Raw genomic sequence first — 17,019 nt, forward strand, 5'->3', positions numbered from 1 at the left:
TGTCTCCTCACTGTTCGAACCAGGGAGCAGGATGTTCGATCCGCACCACGGCGCTGGACACCGTCACGCCCGGCCCGACGCCGAGCATGAGCAGGTGATCCCCGGGCTCGAGGGCGCCGGTGGCGAGGAGGTGGTCCAGGGCCACGATCTGGTCGCTGGCGCCCAGGTGGCCGAGGGTGCGGCCGTGGTCCCAGGTGGAGCGGGACATCGCCAGGCCGAGCATGGCCATGCAGCGCTGTTCGACGATCTCCCGGGAGTAGTTCATGTACGCCACCCGCGTCACGTCGCCGATGTCGATGCCCGCCTCGTCGAGCGTCTGATCGACCACGGCGAGCGTCTGGCGGTGGATGCCGACCAGGGCCGCGGTGCCGGTGCCGTCGGCCAGCACCTCCCGCTTGAAGTCGGCGTTGCGGGCGGCGAAGTCGAGGGACCGCCCGACGGTCGGGCCCGGCGGGAAGAGCGGCTCGTTGCCGCGGTGCATCTTCTCGGCCCCGGGCACGGCGGCGCAGCAGACCGAGAGCAGCCGGGCGAACGAGGGCTCGGTGCTGAGCAGAACCGCGCTCGCCGCGTCACCCGCGACGTAGCCGGGCCCCATCCGCCACCTGTCGATCAGCGGGGTGCCGAAGTTGTCCGCCGCCACGAGCAGCGCCGCCCGGGCCCGGGCGGCGCCGTCGCCGAGGAATCCGGCGCCGAGTTGCAGGGCGCCGAACATGCCGTTGCAGCCCTGCCGTACCTCCATCGCGAGCAGGTCGCCGCCGAGCAGGTGCCGCTGCAGGTGGTACTGCGGCTGCCAGCCGTCCGGCCCCTGGTACCAGGAGTCGGCGTAGAGCAGAAGGCTGACGTCGGTGGGGGAGTGCCCGCCGCGCCCGAGTGCCTCGCGGGCGGCGTGCAGCGCCATCTCGGGCGCGGGCACGTCCCCGGCCACGGCGGCGCCGGCGAGCTGGTGCAGGCCGACCTCCTCGGCCGGGTACAGCCCGTCGGCGACCGCCTGCTCGATGGGCACGGTCGGGGGTACGTAGGTCCCGAGCCCCTTGATGAAGATGTCCGGCGTTCGCACGACCGCCGCGCTCCTTTCCGTTGTCCGCGGTGCTCAGGCCGCGTCGCGCAGCGCGCGCACCAGGCGGTCCAGCAGCTGCTCGGCCGTGCGCGGACGGAACAGTCCGGGCCGGTGGCCGAGCCGCAGGTGGATCCGCTCGCCCGGCACGACGACGAGCCGTACCGGGTAGTGGGTGTCGTCCACCACCTCGACGCCCGTCAGCCGCGGCTCGTCGAGCGCGGCGTCCCACACGGCGGGGTCGAACGAGTAGTTGACAAAGGTGATCGCGGTGTCGAACAGCTCGCCGCTGAGCGGGCTCTGCCGCTGGATCTCGCCCAGCCCCAGGTGGTGGTGGGCGATCAGGTCGGCCTGCTCGTTCTGGACGCGTTGGAGCAGGGCGCCGGCCGGCTCGCCGGCGCGCAGGCGCACGCGTACCGGCACGGTGTTGGTGAGCAGCCCGACGATGTTCTCGACGCCCGGCAGCCGCGGCGGCCGGCCCGAGACGGAGGCGCCGAACACCACGTCGTCGCGCCCGGTGAGCTGGGACAGTACGGTCGCCCAGGCGGCCTCGACGATGGTGTTCAGCGTGACGCCCAGGCCGTGGGCGCGGTCGGTGAGCGTGGCGCTCAGCGACTCGTCCAGGTCCCGGCGCAGCTGGGTCTGCGGGCCGGCGGCCGGCTGCGCGCCCGGCGCGATGAGGGTCGCCGCGGTCAGGCCGTCCAGCGCCGCGCGCCACGCCCGGCGCGAGGCCTCCCCGTCGGTGCCCGCGAGGTGGCGCAGATAGTCCCGGTACGGCGTGACCGGGCCGAGCGTTCCCCCGGCGTACGCGGTGAACAGCTCCCGCACCAGGATCGCGGTCGACCAGCCGTCCCACAGCACGTGGTGGGCGGTGAGCGTGAGCAGGTGCCGGTCGCCGAGCCGGATCAGGTGCAGCCGCAGCAGCGGCGGGCGGGTCAGGTCGAAGCCGCGTTCCCGGTCCGCCGCGGCCAGCCGGTCCGCCTCGGCCTCCGGGTCGGCTGCCTCGGACAGGTCGGTGTGGGCCCAGCCCGCCTCGCGTACGCCGGTGATGACCTGGACCGGCCCGGCGAAGCCGTCGTCGTAACGGAACACCGCCCGCAGGTTCTCGTGGCGTTCCAGCAGCGCGTCCGCGGCCGATCGCAGCCGGTCGGGGTCGACCCGCCCGGTCAGGTGGAAGCGGACCTGGGAGGTGTAGGCGTCCCGGCCGCCCCGGGCCACCAGATGCTGGAAGAGCAGGCCCTCCTGTAGTGGCGAGACCGGCAGGACCGCCGTCATCCCCGGATACTCCTCGGCCAGCGTCGCCCGCCGGGTGGCGTCCAGCCAGGGCAGGTCAGGCTCCGCCTGGCCGGCCGGAGCCTCAGGTTCCGGGGCGATCCGCCGCACGGCCTGGGCGAGGCGTGCCACGGTGGCGTGCTGGAAGACGTCGCGGGCGCTGAACTCCAGGCCGCGTTCCGCCGCGTTGGCCACCAGCGGGAAGACGCGGATGCTGTCGCCGCCGAGCTCGAAGAAGGAGTCGTCGACGCCGACCTCGCGCTGCCCGAGCGCCTCGGCGAACAGTTCGCACAGCACACCCTCGACGGATGTGGGGTCCGGCCGGTCGCCGCCGCCGGCCCGGAACACCGGTGCCGCGAGCGCCTTGCGGTCCACCTTGCCGTGGGGAGTCACCGGCAGCTCGTCCAACAGGACCACCGCGGCCGGGACCATGTGCTCCGGCAGCCGGTCACCGGCGAAGCGGCGCAGCTGCGCGCCGGTCACCTGCGCGCCGTCGGCCGGCCGGGCGTAGCCGACAAGCATCCGCTGCCCCGGCTGGTCCTCGCGGAGCACGACCACCGCCGCGGCCACGGCGGGATGAGCCGCCAGCGCCGCCTCGACCTCGCCCAGTTCCACGCGGAAACCGCGAATCTTCACCTGGTCGTCGGTACGCCCGGAGAACTCCAGCATGTCGTCGGCGCGCCGGCGCACCACGTCCCCGGTGCGGTACAGCCGCGATCCCGCCGGCCCGTACGGGTTGGGCACGAAGCGTTCGGCGGTCAGCATCGGCCGGCCGAGGTAGCCGCGAGCCAGCCCGGCCCCGCCCAGGAAGAGCTCGCCCGCGACGCCCGGCGCGGTGAGGGTGAGCTGCGAGTCGAGGACCAGTGCCTGGGTGCCCCGAATCGGGTGACCGATCGGCGCGGGCGTCTCCACCGTGTCGAGCGGCGGGCTGACGGTGCTGGCCACGGCGGCCTCGGTCACGCCGTACACGTTGGCCATGCGGCGGCCGGCGGCCCAGCGGCGTACCAGATCGTCACCGGGTGTCTCTCCACCGGTGATCAGTGAGACGAGTTCGGGCAGGTCGTCACCGCGTAGCTGGGCCAGCATCACCGGCGGGATCGCGGCATGGGTGATCCGCCGTCGCCGCAGCAGCCCGACGAGCGACTCGGCGCCGGCGGCCTCGTCGGGCTGCGGCAGCACCAGCCGTCCGCCGCGCACGAGCACCGGCCAGATGTCCCCGGTGGCGACGTCGAAGCTGGGCGACGCGAACTGCAACGAGCGGCTGCCGGCGTCGAAGCCGAACCGGTCGGCGTGGTCGAGGACGAAGTTCAGCATGGCCCGACGCGACACGACCACCCCCTTGGGCGTGCCCGTCGATCCTGAGGTGTAGATGACGTACGCCGGGTGGTCGGCCGCCGCGCCCGCCGGCGCGGCGTCTCCGGCGAACGCCTCGGCCTCGCTGAGCAGGATCGGCTCCGCGCCGTCCGGCACCGAGCCGGCCGTCTCCTCGGTGACCAGCACATACCGCGGACGAAGGTCCTCGAGCATGAACCGGATCCGGCCCTCGGGATAGGCGACGTCGATCGGGGCGTAGGCCGCGCCGCTCCGCAGCACGCCCAGCATGGCGACGATCAGCCCGGGGGAGCGGGGAATCGCCAGCGCGACGAAGTCCTCCGGTCCGACCGCCCGGGCCGCGAGGCAGCGGGCCACGGCCGCGGCTCGCGCCGCCAGGTCGGAATAGGTCACCTCTTCGTCGCCGTGCACCAACGCGACCGCGTCGGGCGTGGCGGACGCCTGCCGCTGCACCAGCTTCTCGACGGTGACCCGGCCGCTCGGGTCGGAGCGTTCCGGCGCCTGGGAGGCGGCCAGCACGGCCGCGCGCTCGTCCGGCGTCAGCACCTCGAGCCGGCCGACCGCCGTGTCCGGAGTGGTCAGGACGGCCCGGATGAAGGCGAGCGCCCGGTCCTTGTGCGCGAGCAGCCCCTGCTCGTCGTGGTGCTCGGGGTTCGCCTCGAACATCAGCGGCATCGGGCCGCCGGGCGTACCGGAGATGGAGATCGAATAGTCGACGATCGGGCCCGACGCCAGATTGTGGAACGTCGCGGACGCCGCGCCGAAGCGGAGCTCCTGCTCGTAGGGCATGAAGTTGACCATCGGACCGAGGAAGGGGTTGGCGCTGCCGGTGAGACCCAGCGCCCGGCGGAGATCCTCGGCGCGGTAGCGCTCGTGTCGGAGCGCGCCGCCGACCTCGGCCGCCATCGCCGGGATCAGCTCGGTCAGGCTCTTCGCGGGGTCGACGTCGATGCGCAGCGCCACGGAGTTGGTGGCCATCCCCGGAACCAGGCGCGCCGCCGCGGTTCGCCGCCCGGCCACCGGCAGGCCCAGGATCACGTCCCGGCGGTCGGTGACGCGGTGCACGTACCCGGCGATCGCGGTCAGCAGGACCACCTGCCAGGTCGTGCCGTTGCGGCGGGCCACCTCGGAGAGCGCCGCGACGTCCCCGTCGCCCAGCCGGTCCGGGCTGCTCAGCCGCAGCGGCCGATCGGGAGCGGCCGGTCGCCCGGGCATCCGCATCACCTCGGGCTGATCACCGAGGCGGCCCGCCCAGTAGTCGCGGTCGCGGGCGAACGCCGCCGAGTCGCGGTACGCGCGGTCCTGCCCGACCAGCAGCTCGATCGACCCCAGCGGCGGGCCGGACGCCTCGGCCTGCCGCTCGGGACCCGCGGCGAGGGCGGTGTACACCTCGGCCAGCCGCCGCCCGAGCAGGAGCACGCCGTAGCCGTCGATGACGGCGTGATGCAGGCGGTAGTAGAACCAGTGACGGTCGTCGGCGAGCGTGAGCAGCGCGGCCGAGACGAGCCCGCCCGCCGCCGGCTGGACCGCCCGGGTGATGTCGGCGGTAGCCCAGCGACGCGCCTCGGCGGCCGGGTCCGCGGCCCCGCTCAGGTCGTGGCATTCCAGTTCGGACAGCGGCTCGCTCGCGATGATCTGCAGCAGGTCGCCGTCGTCCTCGACGATCGCGGCCGTACGCACCGCGTCGGCCTCGCCGGCAACCTGCCGCCAGGCGTGACGCATCAGCCCGGCGTCGACAGGCCCGACGATGTCCAGGTATTCGGCACAGTTCATCTGCTGGCCCGTCGGATCCAGCCGGTGGGCGAACCAGACGCCCTGCTGCGCCGCGGAGAGCGGGATCCGGTGGGACATCTGGTCAGTCATGGCGCACCTCGGTTCCGGCCGTCCGGTACCCGCCGTCCAGGAAGATCAGGGGCGGGTCGTCACGGTTGGCGACGTCGCACTCGAGCACATCGGCGACGAGCAGGTCGTGGTCGCCGACCGGGTGGATCTGAGCGATCCGGCACTGGAACCAGGCCACGCAGCCGGGCACCAGCGGGGCCGGCTCGGCCGTCGTCAACGGCGGCAGGTGCGACGGAAGGACGCCCCGCTCACGGGCCGCGAAGTGCTGCGCGTACTCGTGCTGGCTCTCGCGAAGGACGCTGATCCCGAGCAGGTCACCGGGCTCGATCAGGGCCCGCATCCGGCCGTACGCGGTTACCGAGAGGCCGACCAGCGGCGGTTCGAGCGACAGGGTCAGGAAGGAGTTGGCGGTCAGGGCATGCGAGTCCGCGCCGTGGCGGACGGCGGCGACCGTGACGCCGGTCGCGAACCGCCTGGCGCTACGCCGCAGGGACGATCCGATGCGTTGGTCGTGCAGGTTCGCGGTCATGACGACCCCCAGCTCAGCTGGACATCGCGACGAGGACCCGCCGCTTGCCGGTGAACGGGCGGCGACCGTGCCCGACCAGCACGTTGTCGATGAGCAGGACGTCGCCGGCGTGCCAGTCGACGTCGACGGCCAGCGCCAGGCCACGGTCGCGGATCTGCTCGACGTACGTGTCCGGGATCGGCGAACCGTCGGCGAAGGTGACCGACTGCGGCAGCTCGTCGGCCGGGATGACCCTCGCCAGCGCCGCGGCGGTCTCCGAGCCGAGGCCGGCCGCGTGCCACTGGTCGGCCTGGTTGAACCAGACGCGCGTGCCCGTGATCGGGTGCTCCGTGGTGGCCGGCCGGCGCTGGATCACCCGCAGGGAGCCGTCCTTGCGCCACTCCCACTCCGCCTCGGAGTCGCCGAGGAAGCCCTCGATGGCGTCGCGGTCGTCGGTCTCGAAGGTCTCCTGCCAGCTCTTGCCGAGACCGCGGCCGTTGTGCAGGTTCTGCGTGTACCGGACCCCGCCGGCGAAGGCGTCGCGTACGTCGTCGTCGAGCGACTCGAGCCAGCGCTCGCCGTCGACCACCGGGGTGGCGCCGCCGGTCTCGGGAGCCGTCTCGCAGAAGAAGAGGAGCCGGGAGGGCCAGGCGTGCCCGTACGACAGCTCGTTGTGCATCGAGATGGTGAATTCCGGCGGGTACTCGGTCGAGGTGTAGACGTTCTGGCCCACCTTCGTGCGCGGCGAGTTGCCGTGGACGTAGGCGAGCCGGTCCGGCAGCAGCTCGTCGATCACGCCGGGCAGCTCGTCCGGCGTGGCCTGGAAACCGCGGAACACCACGGCCTTCTCGCGAGCCAGCAGACCGGTGAGATCGGGTTCTCCCCGCACGTAGTCGATCAGGGCGCGGGGCGCGGCCTCGCAGCCGACGTCGTGCGGGGAGATCTCCAACGGAGTCCAGGTGCTGTCGACGGCCATCTGCGGGTCCTTCCAGGCGAGTCGGTCAATGCCGACCCTCTGCCGCAGGCCTATATTTCGTCGGTATCCGGCCTATCGGTCCGCCGGGCTGTCCGCGCTCCGCTTGCCGGTCAGGATCGCCTGGTACGTGTACTGCATGGCCGCTCCCGGCTGGACACCCAGTTCGTCGTCGAGGCACTGGCGCCCCTCGTGGAACACGGCGAACGCGTCGGCCCGCCGGTCGGACTGGTAGTGCGCCAGCATCAACTGGGCCCTCAGTCGTTCCCGCAGCGGATACTGCCGCACCAGGCCGAGCAGTTCGGCGGTGACCTCTTCGTGGCGATGGTTGGCCAGGTCGGCGTCGATCCGGTTCTCCAGGACGGTGAGCCGGGCCTCCTCCATGGCCGGGCGCTCCCGGTCGGAGAGCTGCTCCGTGACGTCGGTCATCGCCGGCCCGCGCCACAGGTCCAGCGCCTGGCGCAGCATCTCGCCGGCCTCCTGTGGCCGGTCCTCCCGCAGCGCGGCGGTTCCCTTGGCCGACAGGTCGGTGAACTCCTCGTAGTCGAAGCGCGTGCCCGGCATGTGCAGCGTGTAGCTGGCCCCCCGCCGCACGATCTGGATGGAGTCGCGCAGCAGGCGTCGCAGCCGGGACGCGTAGGTGTAGATCTGGGCCTGGAACGTCTCGGGCGGGTCTGCGCCCCACAGCAGCTCGCCGATCTGGTGGTCGGAAAGTGCCCGGCCGCGGGACAGCATGAGCGCGGCCATCAGGGTGCGCTGCTTCATGCCATGGAGCGGTACCTCGTCCTCGTCGGTCCAGAGGCCGACCGGTCCTAGGATGCGGAACTGCATCGTCTGCCTTTCGTTCGACCCCGCGACGCGGGCGCTTGGTGGGAGGCAGTTCCTGAGCGGACGGCGCTCGTCGCCGCCGGCGAACCGGCGAGGGCGGCGCGACCGTCCGGCGCGCTCCGCCCCGGCCTGGACCGGGACGGCGGCGCGGCTATCGCGCGAGGAGAGGGGCCGGACGAGGTGCGCCCGCGGGGAGTTCCCAACGTGGGCGTGAGGAGCCGACTGTCCGGACGAGAATACAAATGCACGACGTCCCCCGTTGACTGCCGTGGTAGGTCACGAGCCGGACGGACAGGGCATCTCCGGAGCAGATCTTTAAGGCGCTCCGCAGAACGATCCGCCGTCGACCGCAACCACAAACAGGTGTCTTGTCTGCCTGCGATCTACCAGTCAATCACCGCTTACACGGAAGGTACACATCGCCGCGCCGGAGAGGCAATCCGAGCGGAGGATTGCGTCCGGCGCCGATCGCGTGCACTTGGCAGGCTCCCGCGATCTGTGTTAGTTGGCCGGGGCCGCACCCGCCGCTGATCAACGGGCTATTGGTGGCCCCGATACAAAGACCGCGACCTGCTGGCCGAACGGTTCCGGCGCAGGTCACGGTCATCCGATCAGCACCGGCCCCAGGGGTGGGCCGAGCCGGGCGGATTCCGGCGGCGATGCGGCTCGATCGTTCCGGGACGCTCCGTCATCGCAGGGTTACGGCAGCGTTTCCGGAGGCGGGTTATGTCGCATTTGTGGTGACCGTTGCCCTCGCTGCGTAGTCGTCAATCAGTAGACGTCGAAATTTACTTGTCCGTCACGACGGATAATTCGGACAGATTGTCGAGCCGCCACGCCCACCTCGGAAGACGTGGCGGCAAGGCGGTGGAGCGTGCGCAATGATCTGACTTTCACCATGATCACGGCGATGGCGAAAACGATGGCGTAGGCCGGCGACGGCACGAAGACGACGAGCAGAACCAGGCTCGCGGTATTGACGGCCGTGGCCATCGGCGACCAGTTCCACCGGTAGCCGCCGCGATGGACGAGGTAAAAGTAGTTGATACCCGGGATCGGCCAGTGCAAGAATCGGAGACCGAGGACGCAGTCCAGCACGTCGAACCGCACGAGGAATAGCAGGAGGGGGCTGCCGTTGATGGCCGCACCTCTGCCGGCGCGAGTATGACAGCGACACTCGACACTCGATTGGCGACGATGTCGAAGACGGCGCCGCGCCGGGTCTCCTGGCGCAGCCGGCGGGCGGTGTGGCCGTCGGCGACGGCCCCGACCCGGTAGGCGATGATCGCGGCCAGCGTGAGCGGGGAGGGATGCCGTCTCCAGCCTGGTCATTCGATCACCTCTGCTCCTGTCGCTCCGCCCCCGCCTCGTCCAGGCGCTCCTCGTCCGGGGCGGTGGGTTCTGACCGGGGCGTCTAGGGGTGCGGCAGCCGTCGGACGACCACGAGCGAAGTCGCCTTCACCAGGACGACAGCGACGGCGAGAAGCGCCGGCCAGACCGGCGACGGCGCGACCACGGCAAGCACCACCAGGCCACCGGTGTTCGCCGCCTTGGCCACCGGCGACCAGTTCCACCGGTAGACCCCGGGGTGCACCAGGTGGAAGTAGTTGGGGCTCAGCACCGGCCACCGGAGGAACGACAGGCTGAGAACGAGATCGAGGACGAGGAACTGCGCGGCGAAGAGCGCGAGGGGCGCGGTCATCTCCGGAAAGCGGAGCACCAGGCCCGCGAGGCAGAGCGCGCAGCACAACCGGTCGCAGGCGATGTCGAGAACGGCGCCGAACCGTGTCTCCTGTCCCAGCGTCCTGGCCGCCCAACCGTCCAGGATGTCGCCGAACCAATAGGTGCCGACGGCCCAGGCGAGCAGTGGCCCACTCCCGGAAGAGATCGCGGTGACGGCCAGGAGGACGGAAACCACGGTTCGGACAACGGTGATCGCGTTGGGGACATTGATGATCGAGGTCGGGACGTCGCGAGCCCATCCGTGGCGGGCATCGAGCGCCACCGGCGACCGGGTCGGCTGTCCGTCCGTGGTGATCATAAAGATCTCCTCTCGGGTCATCGAGCATATCGGCCAACGCCTAAGTCGACGGGACACGTGCAAGCTTTTCTTGGCGGATTGCCGGGGCGGCGTCGGTCCGATCAGCGGACGGATGTCGAACTGTCAGAGATGGAGCGACAGGCCGGCGAGAGCGGGGAGCAGTGCCACGACCATCATGCGGGCCGTGCGGCCGAGGAGGCATGCGGACGCGAAGACCGCCGTGCGCATCTTGCCGGCGGCGGCGGTGAAGGTCATCACGATGAGCGGTGGTGCGCCGGTGAAGGCGCTCACGAACAGCAGCAGCGGGCCGGTGATCCGGTGGCGATCAGCCGAAACCACCGTGACCAGCCTGGTCGCCATGCGGCGCAACCGACCGGGGTGCTGGCTCGCGGAGTCGCCGCGCCGGGCCACGAGGGCCCGCTTCCTGGCGAGCCAGTGACGCAGCATCGGTGACCGCAGTGTCCCGCGCGCGGTCAGGAAGATCGTCAGCTTGCCCACGCTCTGACCAAGGGCTGCCGCGGCGGCCAGCAGTGCGGGGTTGGTCGTCGTCGTGGCGACCAGCCCGACGAGGTACGGCTCCGCGGGCACGACGGGAAGAAAGGCCGAGATGAAGCCGACTCCCACGGTGCCCAGCACTTCGGGTATCACGCTGACTCAGGGATGTCGCGGCGTAGCGATCGGGACTCCATGGAGGTCGGCACCACCCTGGCTGCAGTGACGGACCGGCGCCGCCACGAATGGACTCCCGGAGAGCAGATCGCGCACGGAGCGTCGCGAGCACCGGGACGGTCGTGAGGACCATTGTCCTGCACGGGCGCGTGACGCGCGGGGAGCTGACGTGGTCAGTCGGGTCATCGAGCGGGTCGGGTCCGTCGACATAGGCCGCCTATAGATGTCGCCCATACCCTTCTCTCGCGCGAACGACTGTGTGTCGAGAGAGAGAAAATGATGAACGCATTGAGGACGCGGGTAGGACGTGCCGTGACTGCGCTGGCCGGGGCGGCCCTCCTGGCGATTGCGCCCGGAACGGTCGCAGTGGCGGCTGCGGCGCCTGTCGCGGTGGCGGGGGGAGGTTGTAACGACCTTGAGATCTGGGGATACGGGGACGGGTACGGTTTGACGCCCGGGACGACGGTGACCATCACGGTCGAGGTCTGGCAGATGTCCGACCTGGAGTCCGAGAGTCGTACCCAGACCGTGGCCTCCGACGGCACCATCGCCGGGCACTCGTTCTGGACCGAGGACATCATCGCCTTCGCCACCGCCAGGGCGACCATTCGAAACGGTGCCGGATCGGTGCTCGCGGTGAGCCCAGAGGTGTCTATCGGCTGTCCCCCCTGGTAACACCTCGACTGTCGGATCAGGACACCAACCGAACCCCGAACGGTGCGCGGCAAGGTCGACACTTGCCCCGCACCGTAGGTGTCTCCGGGTCGTACGACGCGTGCGTCCTCAGACTGCGGTGGACCCCCGGCTCGTGTCCCGGGTCGCCGTTGCGCCGGGCGGCCACGAGTTCTCCGAGTTCCTCGACGACGGCCATGAACCGCTGTCGCCGACCCCGGGCACCGGGCCCGCCTTCACCGTCACAGCCGGGCCTCGGCGAGGTCGCGGCCGGCGGCGACCCGAGTTCCCCGCGGCCAGGTCCACGCGGCGCGCAGGATGAAGGCCAGGAGCAGCAGCTCGAGCCCGATGGAGAGGCCGTAGAAGGAGAGGTACGTCCAGGACTCGCCGTCCGCGTTGTACACCGAGACGGGGACGTAGAGCGTTGCCACGACGAGGTTGGCGGCGCGGTTGACCCGGGCGGGGAGTGTCGTGGAGAGCAGGATCATGAGGATCGGGACGGCCATGAGCGTGAGCGCGAGGGCGACGAAGGTGGGGCCGGTGTCGAACTCGTGAACGACGCCGGCCCGGATCTCGTCGATGAAGCCGGGCTTGTACAGGGCGAGGTAGTCGACGTAGATGTAGAGGAACATGAAGCTGGTCCAGGCCGCGGCGAGCTTCGCCTGGACCGGGAGGTGCGGCTCCTGGAGCGCACCGGCTGGTTTGTCGGTTCTGATCATCGGTTCTCCTGGGTGCTGGTGTCAGCCGGGTCGGCTCACCCGACGTCTTCACTATGAGCAGCGCCGACGGGTGCCACATCCGCTCGCGGGCTCGCGCCGTCCCGGTCCCGGGCACGGGAAAGCCGCCGTACTTTCGGCTGATTCGCCCGAGCGGCGACCCTCCTACCTTGTCCGGGAGGGGGAAGCATGGTTGCTGGGATCTGGGCTGAGCCGCGCCCCGCGCGCCCGCCGGTGCGGGTCTGGCGGGACTGGGCGCTGTCCTCGGCTCTCGTCGCGGTCTCGCTCGTCGAGATGCTGCTGCGCGACGACAAGGCGTGGGCACCGCTGCTGGTCGGTGTCAGCGTCGTGGTCGCGGGGTGCCTGCTCTGGCGACGCACGCGGCCGCTGGCCGCGGTCGCCGTTGCCTTCGGAACCGTTCTCGCGTTCGACATCGCGAGGATCGCGGTCATCGATGCCACCGGTCTGCTGGGCATCGCGGGGCTGCTGGTGCTGCCCTACGCCCTGCTGCGCTGGGGGGCAGGGCGAGAGGCAGCCCTCGGACTCGGCATCATCCTCGTCTGGCTACCCGTCACCCTCGTCGCGGACCCGACCTCACCCGCGGAGAAGATCGCCGGTTACGGGTTCTTCCTGTTCTCGGCCGCGCTCGGCGCGGCGGTGCGCTACCGCGCCAGAAGCCACGACCGCGACATCGAGCAGGTGCGGCTTCGTCAGCGCAACGAACTCGCCCGCGAGCTGCACGACACGGTCGGCCACCGGGTCCTGGCCATCGCCGTCCAGGCACAGGCGGGTCGCGCGTTGTCCGCCGCAGACCCGAAGCGCGCGTTGGCCACCCTGGTCACGATCGAGGAGGAGGCGTCCCGGACGCTCAGGGAGATGCGCGCCCTCGTGGGGGTGCTGCGCGACGGAACGGACGCCGACCTCGCCCCCCGACGAGGGGTGGCGGACGTCGAACGACTCGCTCGTCCCGGCGGCGAGGTGCTGGGCGTCCGCGTGCGGGTCTCCGGCGACGTCGAGACCGTTGAGCCAGCGGTCGGCACCGCGCTCTACCTGATCGCCGCCGAGGCGGTCACCAACGCGACCCGCCACGCCTCCGGCGCCACCGGAGTCACCGTCGACGTCACCGCATCCCGCGGCCAGGTGCACCTGCGGGTGCGTGACGACGGCGAGGCGACCACGACCAGCTCCCCGCACGCCGGCTACGGGCTGCGTGGCATGGCCGAGCGGGCGAGCCTGCTCGGCGGCACCCTCCGGGCGGGACCTGACCCGGACGGCGGCTGGAGCGTCGACGCCTCGCTGCCTCGCAAGGCGCGGACGTCATGACCATCCGCGTGCTGGTCGCTGACGACCAGGACATCGTCCGGGCCGGGCTCTGCATGATCCTGGACGCCCAGCCGGGGATCACCGTCGTCGGTGAGGCCGCCGACGGTCGCCGGGCGATCGCCCTGGCCCGTTCGCTGCGTCCCGATGTGTGCCTGCTGGACATCCGCATGCCCGAGGTCGACGGGATCGAGGCCACCCGCCAGCTCGCCGGCGCCGACGTCGCCGATCCGCTGCCCGTCGTCGTCATCACCACCTTCGACCTCGACGAGTACGTCTACGGCGCGCTGAAGGCAGGCGCCCGAGGCTTCCTCCTCAAGGACGCCGGCGCCGAGATGCTCGCCCAGGCCGTCCATGCCGCCGCCCGCGGCGACGCCCTGATCGCCCCGAACATCACCGCGAGGCTCCTGTCCTCCTTCGCGAACAGCCGTCCGCGCCCGGTGCCCCCCGAGCCGGTCGAGCCGCTGACCGCTCGCGAGGAACAGGTCCTGCTGGCCGCCGCTCGCGGGCGGACCAACAGCGAGATCGGCGACGAGCTGGCCATCAGCCTCAGCACCGTCAAGACCCACATCGCCGCCCTGATGCGCAAGCTCAACGCCCGCAACCGCGTCGAGATCGTCATGTGGGCCTACGAGACACGCCGCGTCGGCATCTGATCGGTGCCCGCCTGCGCGAACCCGAAAGCGGGAGCGCCGGGGGCCGGACAAGGCGAGGAACTCACCTCGGACGAGACCGGAACCCCCGCCGGTCGGCGGGGGTTCCGGCATGCGGATCAGGTCAACGGGACCTGGCGGGCGAGTGCCGCACCGCCGTTTTCGAAGGCGGCCAGGACGGAGGTGGGCGTGCCACCGGTCACCGGCACCAGGACGGTGACCGGGCGTCCCGGACGGAGCTGCACCGTGCGCTCACCGAGCGACCGGTCACCGTCGTAGGTGTGCAGGTAGGCCGCGCCGGCGCGGTCGGCCCGGACGGTCACCCGCACGCCACCGGCCACCTGTCGTTGGCCGGTCAGTCGCAGCGCCCGTTCGGGCAGCCGGGCCACGGCGGCCGGCGCGACGCCGTCCACCGCCGACTGCGCGATGGTCTGCGCGCTGTGCACGCTGCGTGCGGCGGTGTCCGGGAAGACGGGGGCGGTGGGCTGCCGGTCCACCGGGGTGAGGCCGGGCAGGGTGACCAGCCCGTACCGGTACGGGTCGGCGCGGACGCCGGTGAACGTGGACCAGCCGAGTCGGGACTGGGAGCTGAGGTCCTGGGTGTCCGAGTCGTAGACAAGCACGTTGAAGCCCATGTGCGTCGGGTCGATCGCGTCGGGCAGCACCGCGAGCGGGATGCGGGCCTCGATGGTGTAACCGGTGTACGGGGCGGTGACCTTGCTGACCACGGTCATGCCGGGGGCGGTCGTGGCACCCGGTCCCTGCCGGTTGTCGGCGTCCCGCTGCCAGCACGGCGGGTCGCCGTTGGCGGGGTCGTCGGTGACCGGGAAGATGCCCGCCTTGAACACGGTGGAGGTGTCCGTCGAGTTCCCCTTGGGATCGACGATGATCTCGACGCTGTCGGTACGCCGCTGTCGCTTGCAGTCCTGGGGCACCACCTTCTTGCCGAGGACGTCATCGGTGACCTGCACGAAGACGAGGAGGGCGTCCTCGGTCCAGGCGATCCGCCCGGTGGCCGAGGCGTCCTGTCCGGTGGTGGCCTGTCCCTCCCAGACGCGGGACAGGTCCAGCTCCTCGCCCGGGTACTCGCCGGGGCCGGCCACCCCGTCGACGGTGTGGTTCTGCCCGGCTCGCGGGACCACGCTGGTCGGCACGATCTCCAGGGCGCCGGTCTCCACCGTGCTGCCGGTGCCGCTGGTGGTGGTGATGGTGAATCCGTAGTCGCCGCCGTCGCCGCCCTCGTTGGCGGTCGGCAGGCCGGCGTCGCTGTTGGTGACGGTGAAGGTGACCGCGCCGGTGGCGCCCGGCGCCAGGCCGGTGTAGCTCTTCGTCGCCGCGTCCGCCGTGAAGCCGGCCGGCAGGCCGAGGGCGACGGTGCCGCTCTGCGCTGTCGTGCCGTGGTTGCGCAGGTCGATCCGCACGGTCCGGCTCTTGCCCGAGCCGATGGTCAGCACCGGCTTGATCAGGGTGTCCAGTTGCGGGTAGCCGCTGTCGCCGGCCCAGCTCCGGAACAGCCCGACCTCGGGCAGCGGTTCCAGGGTGCCGCGCACGTCGGCGACCACCCGGACGGCGCGGTCGGTTCGGCCGGCGCCCTGGCCGGTGGTGAGCGACGCGCCGAGCAGGTGCTGGGCGTTGGTGCCGGCGCCGGCCGGGACGGTCACGGTGAAGGTGGCCGTACGCTCCTTGCCGGCCGGTACGGCACCGCGCAGCGCGCCGGAGCCGGTGGCGCTCCAGCCCTCGGGCAGCCGCAGCGCGACCCGGGGCGCGGTCAGCGCCCGGTTGCGGGGCGCCCGCACGTGGGCGGTGACCGTGACGCGCTGCCCGGGTGCGAGGTCGAACCGGTCGGCGGTCAGCTGGAACTCGGTGCCGCGGGGCAGCCCGCCGGCGGCCGGAGGCAGCACCGACCCGCGCAGGATCGCCTCGGGTGAGGTGTCCGACGGGTCGTACGGGACGCGGCTGTCGACCAGGGTGTAGAAGTCGCAGCGGATCGCGGCGGGGTCGGTGGGGGCGGCGGCGGTGCTCGCCCAGCCCTGGGTGACGTACTCCCGGCGGGCGTCGACCTCGATCTCGGCCCAGGTCCGGCCGTCGGCGGCGCGAGCGCCCTCCCAGACGCCGAACACCTGGTCGGTCGGGACGGTCGGCACGAAGCTGGAGGCGCACCGCGGCCCGGCCGTCGAGGTGCCGGTGCCGCCGGTACGCAGCAGCTTGGCCGCCCGGAACGGCGTGAGTCCTTCCCGGGTGAGCTGCTCGGGGAAGGCCCTGGGGTCGGCGGCGGCGTGGAACGCCTCGGCGGCGAACCGGGCGGCCTGCTGGTGGTTGCCGTGGTTGCCGGGGGTGGGGGACGGGTTCATCGTCATCAGGATCTCGGGCCGGGTCTGCCGGATCACCCGGACGATCTGGCCCAGGGTCTCGTCGTGGCCCCAGATCTGTTCCGACAGGGGTGCCGAGGCCGTGTACCAGAAGTCGACGCGGTCGAGGTTGTAGAGATTCTCCACCCCGGCCTTGCCGATCGCGGTGCGCTCCTCGCGCTCCCGGATGATGCCCAGCGGTGGTCCCTCCTCCAGGCCGACGGCGTTGCCCCCGCCCTCGCCGCGGGTGATGGTGACGACGCCGGCCTTGGCGCCGTACTTCTCCTTCCACTGGCCGAGGGTGGCGAGGCTGCCGGCCTCGTCGTCGGGGTGCGCGCTGACGAAGAGCACGTCCAGGTCGACCGCGTCGGTCGGGCGGGCGGTGGGGGGTGCGGCGTGGGCGACGACCGGTGCCCCGGACAGGGCCAGGGCGAGCGCCGTGGGTAGCAGGAACGCCTTGATGCGCATGCAGATCCTTTCGCGTGAGGCGAGGTCCGCGCAGCGGCCGACGACGTCGGGCGCGGCTGCGCCGACGGCGGGGTCGCCGGTGGACGGTAAGTGGGCCTGCCAACGGCGGCAGGCCGGAGTGCAGGCATGGGACGGAATGCCAGCAGCACGGCGGTCCGTACACACTGGAAGGCCTTCGCCGGTGACGCTAGGGACCGGCGCGGCGGCGCGTCAATGCTTTGCAAGGACTTTCTTAATTTCCAGAAGAAAACAAGTTGCCACTCAGTCGAGGGGTACGGGCGCGGTGCGCGATGCCAGGGCCGGGGGCGCTCCCCGCGCGGCGG

13 protein-coding genes are annotated in these 17,019 nt (G+C 71.8%); 3 read left to right on the forward strand and 10 right to left on the reverse strand.

Going from position 1 to position 17,019, the window contains the following annotated elements; genetic code table 11:
* Window positions 1-7: 7 nt before the first annotated feature.
* The 8 genes from TPA0908_RS17490 to TPA0908_RS17525 all read right to left on the reverse strand — a co-directional run bounded on the left by TPA0908_RS17490 (window position 8) and on the right by TPA0908_RS17525 (window position 10,486).
* On the reverse strand, window positions 8-1,057 hold the full coding sequence (locus TPA0908_RS17490; protein ID WP_281939268.1) for a ketoacyl-ACP synthase III family protein: 1,050 nt from the start codon (window positions 1,055-1,057) through the stop codon (window positions 8-10).
* Between the two features lie 33 nt (window positions 1,058-1,090).
* The gene (locus TPA0908_RS17495) at window positions 1,091-5,521 is read right to left on the reverse strand and encodes an amino acid adenylation domain-containing protein (RefSeq protein ID WP_281939269.1); all 4,431 of its coding nucleotides are present in this window, start codon (window positions 5,519-5,521) and stop codon (window positions 1,091-1,093) included.
* Complete coding sequence (locus tag TPA0908_RS17500; protein WP_281939270.1) at window positions 5,514-6,029, reverse strand: flavin reductase family protein; 516 nt, start codon at window positions 6,027-6,029, stop codon at window positions 5,514-5,516. The genes TPA0908_RS17495 and TPA0908_RS17500 overlap by 8 nt, the downstream gene beginning before the upstream one ends.
* Before the next feature lie 13 nt (window positions 6,030-6,042).
* Window positions 6,043-6,984, reverse strand: coding sequence for a TauD/TfdA family dioxygenase (locus tag TPA0908_RS17505; RefSeq protein WP_281939271.1), 942 nt, complete (start codon window positions 6,982-6,984; stop codon window positions 6,043-6,045).
* Between the two features lie 72 nt (window positions 6,985-7,056).
* Window positions 7,057-7,746 (reverse strand): AfsR/SARP family transcriptional regulator, encoded by a 690-nt coding sequence (locus TPA0908_RS17510; protein ID WP_281939272.1) that lies wholly within the window; start codon window positions 7,744-7,746, stop codon window positions 7,057-7,059.
* A gap of 834 nt (window positions 7,747-8,580) precedes the next feature.
* Window positions 8,581-8,919 (reverse strand): hypothetical protein, encoded by a 339-nt coding sequence (locus TPA0908_RS17515; RefSeq protein ID WP_281939273.1) that lies wholly within the window; start codon window positions 8,917-8,919, stop codon window positions 8,581-8,583.
* A 304-nt stretch (window positions 8,920-9,223) separates the two neighbouring features.
* Complete coding sequence (locus TPA0908_RS17520) at window positions 9,224-9,766, reverse strand: CDP-alcohol phosphatidyltransferase family protein (RefSeq protein WP_281939343.1); 543 nt, start codon at window positions 9,764-9,766, stop codon at window positions 9,224-9,226.
* Between the two features lie 207 nt (window positions 9,767-9,973).
* Window positions 9,974-10,486, reverse strand: a complete 513-nt coding sequence (locus tag TPA0908_RS17525) for a hypothetical protein (RefSeq protein ID WP_281939275.1) — start codon at window positions 10,484-10,486, stop codon at window positions 9,974-9,976.
* Window positions 10,487-10,831: 345 nt separating this feature from the next.
* Between TPA0908_RS17525 and TPA0908_RS17530 the strand changes: the two genes are divergently transcribed.
* Window positions 10,832-11,194, forward strand: a complete 363-nt coding sequence (locus tag TPA0908_RS17530; RefSeq protein WP_281939277.1) for a hypothetical protein — start codon at window positions 10,832-10,834, stop codon at window positions 11,192-11,194.
* Between the two features lie 239 nt (window positions 11,195-11,433).
* On the opposite strand, the gene TPA0908_RS17535 is transcribed toward TPA0908_RS17530, so the two are convergent.
* Window positions 11,434-11,910 carry a DUF6326 family protein gene (locus tag TPA0908_RS17535; RefSeq protein ID WP_281939279.1) on the reverse strand — a complete coding sequence of 159 codons (477 nt, stop codon included), beginning with the start codon at window positions 11,908-11,910 and terminating at the stop codon, window positions 11,434-11,436.
* Between the two features lie 186 nt (window positions 11,911-12,096).
* Here TPA0908_RS17535 and TPA0908_RS17540 point away from each other — a divergent pair, with 186 nt between their 5' ends.
* Together TPA0908_RS17540 and TPA0908_RS17545 are read left to right on the forward strand one after the other, a co-directional pair.
* Window positions 12,097-13,230 (forward strand): sensor histidine kinase, encoded by a 1,134-nt coding sequence (locus tag TPA0908_RS17540; protein ID WP_281939282.1) that lies wholly within the window; start codon window positions 12,097-12,099, stop codon window positions 13,228-13,230.
* Window positions 13,227-13,883 (forward strand): response regulator, encoded by a 657-nt coding sequence (locus TPA0908_RS17545; RefSeq protein WP_281939284.1) that lies wholly within the window; start codon window positions 13,227-13,229, stop codon window positions 13,881-13,883. The genes TPA0908_RS17540 and TPA0908_RS17545 overlap by 4 nt, the downstream gene beginning before the upstream one ends.
* 116 nt (window positions 13,884-13,999) lie before the next feature.
* Here the strand turns inward: TPA0908_RS17545 and TPA0908_RS17550 are convergent, their stop codons facing one another.
* Window positions 14,000-16,696: a sugar-binding protein gene (locus TPA0908_RS17550; RefSeq protein WP_281939286.1), complete on the reverse strand. Its 2,697-nt coding sequence runs from the start codon at window positions 16,694-16,696 to the stop codon at window positions 14,000-14,002.
* Between the last annotated feature and the right edge of the window lie 323 nt (window positions 16,697-17,019).

The organism is Micromonospora sp. AKA38 (genome assembly GCF_027925725.1).
GTDB lineage: Bacteria > Actinomycetota > Actinomycetes > Mycobacteriales > Micromonosporaceae > Micromonospora.

Excerpts from the sequence above, each read along its gene's own strand:
- TPA0908_RS17495 (WP_281939269.1), bottom strand. The coding sequence starts at position 5,521 with ATGACTGACCAGATGTCCCACCGGATCCCGCTCTCCGCGGCGCAGCAG.
- TPA0908_RS17500 (WP_281939270.1), bottom strand. The coding sequence starts at position 6,029 with ATGACCGCGAACCTGCACGACCAACGCATCGGATCGTCCCTGCGGCGT.
- TPA0908_RS17505 (WP_281939271.1), bottom strand. The coding sequence starts at position 6,984 with ATGGCCGTCGACAGCACCTGGACTCCGTTGGAGATCTCCCCGCACGAC.
- TPA0908_RS17510 (WP_281939272.1), bottom strand. The coding sequence starts at position 7,746 with ATGAAGCAGCGCACCCTGATGGCCGCGCTCATGCTGTCCCGCGGCCGG.
- TPA0908_RS17535 (WP_281939279.1), bottom strand. The coding sequence starts at position 11,910 with ATGATCAGAACCGACAAACCAGCCGGTGCGCTCCAGGAGCCGCACCTC.
- TPA0908_RS17540 (WP_281939282.1), top strand. The coding sequence starts at position 12,097 with ATGGTTGCTGGGATCTGGGCTGAGCCGCGCCCCGCGCGCCCGCCGGTG.
- TPA0908_RS17545 (WP_281939284.1), top strand. The coding sequence starts at position 13,227 with ATGACCATCCGCGTGCTGGTCGCTGACGACCAGGACATCGTCCGGGCC.
- TPA0908_RS17550 (WP_281939286.1), bottom strand. The coding sequence starts at position 16,696 with ATGCGCATCAAGGCGTTCCTGCTACCCACGGCGCTCGCCCTGGCCCTG.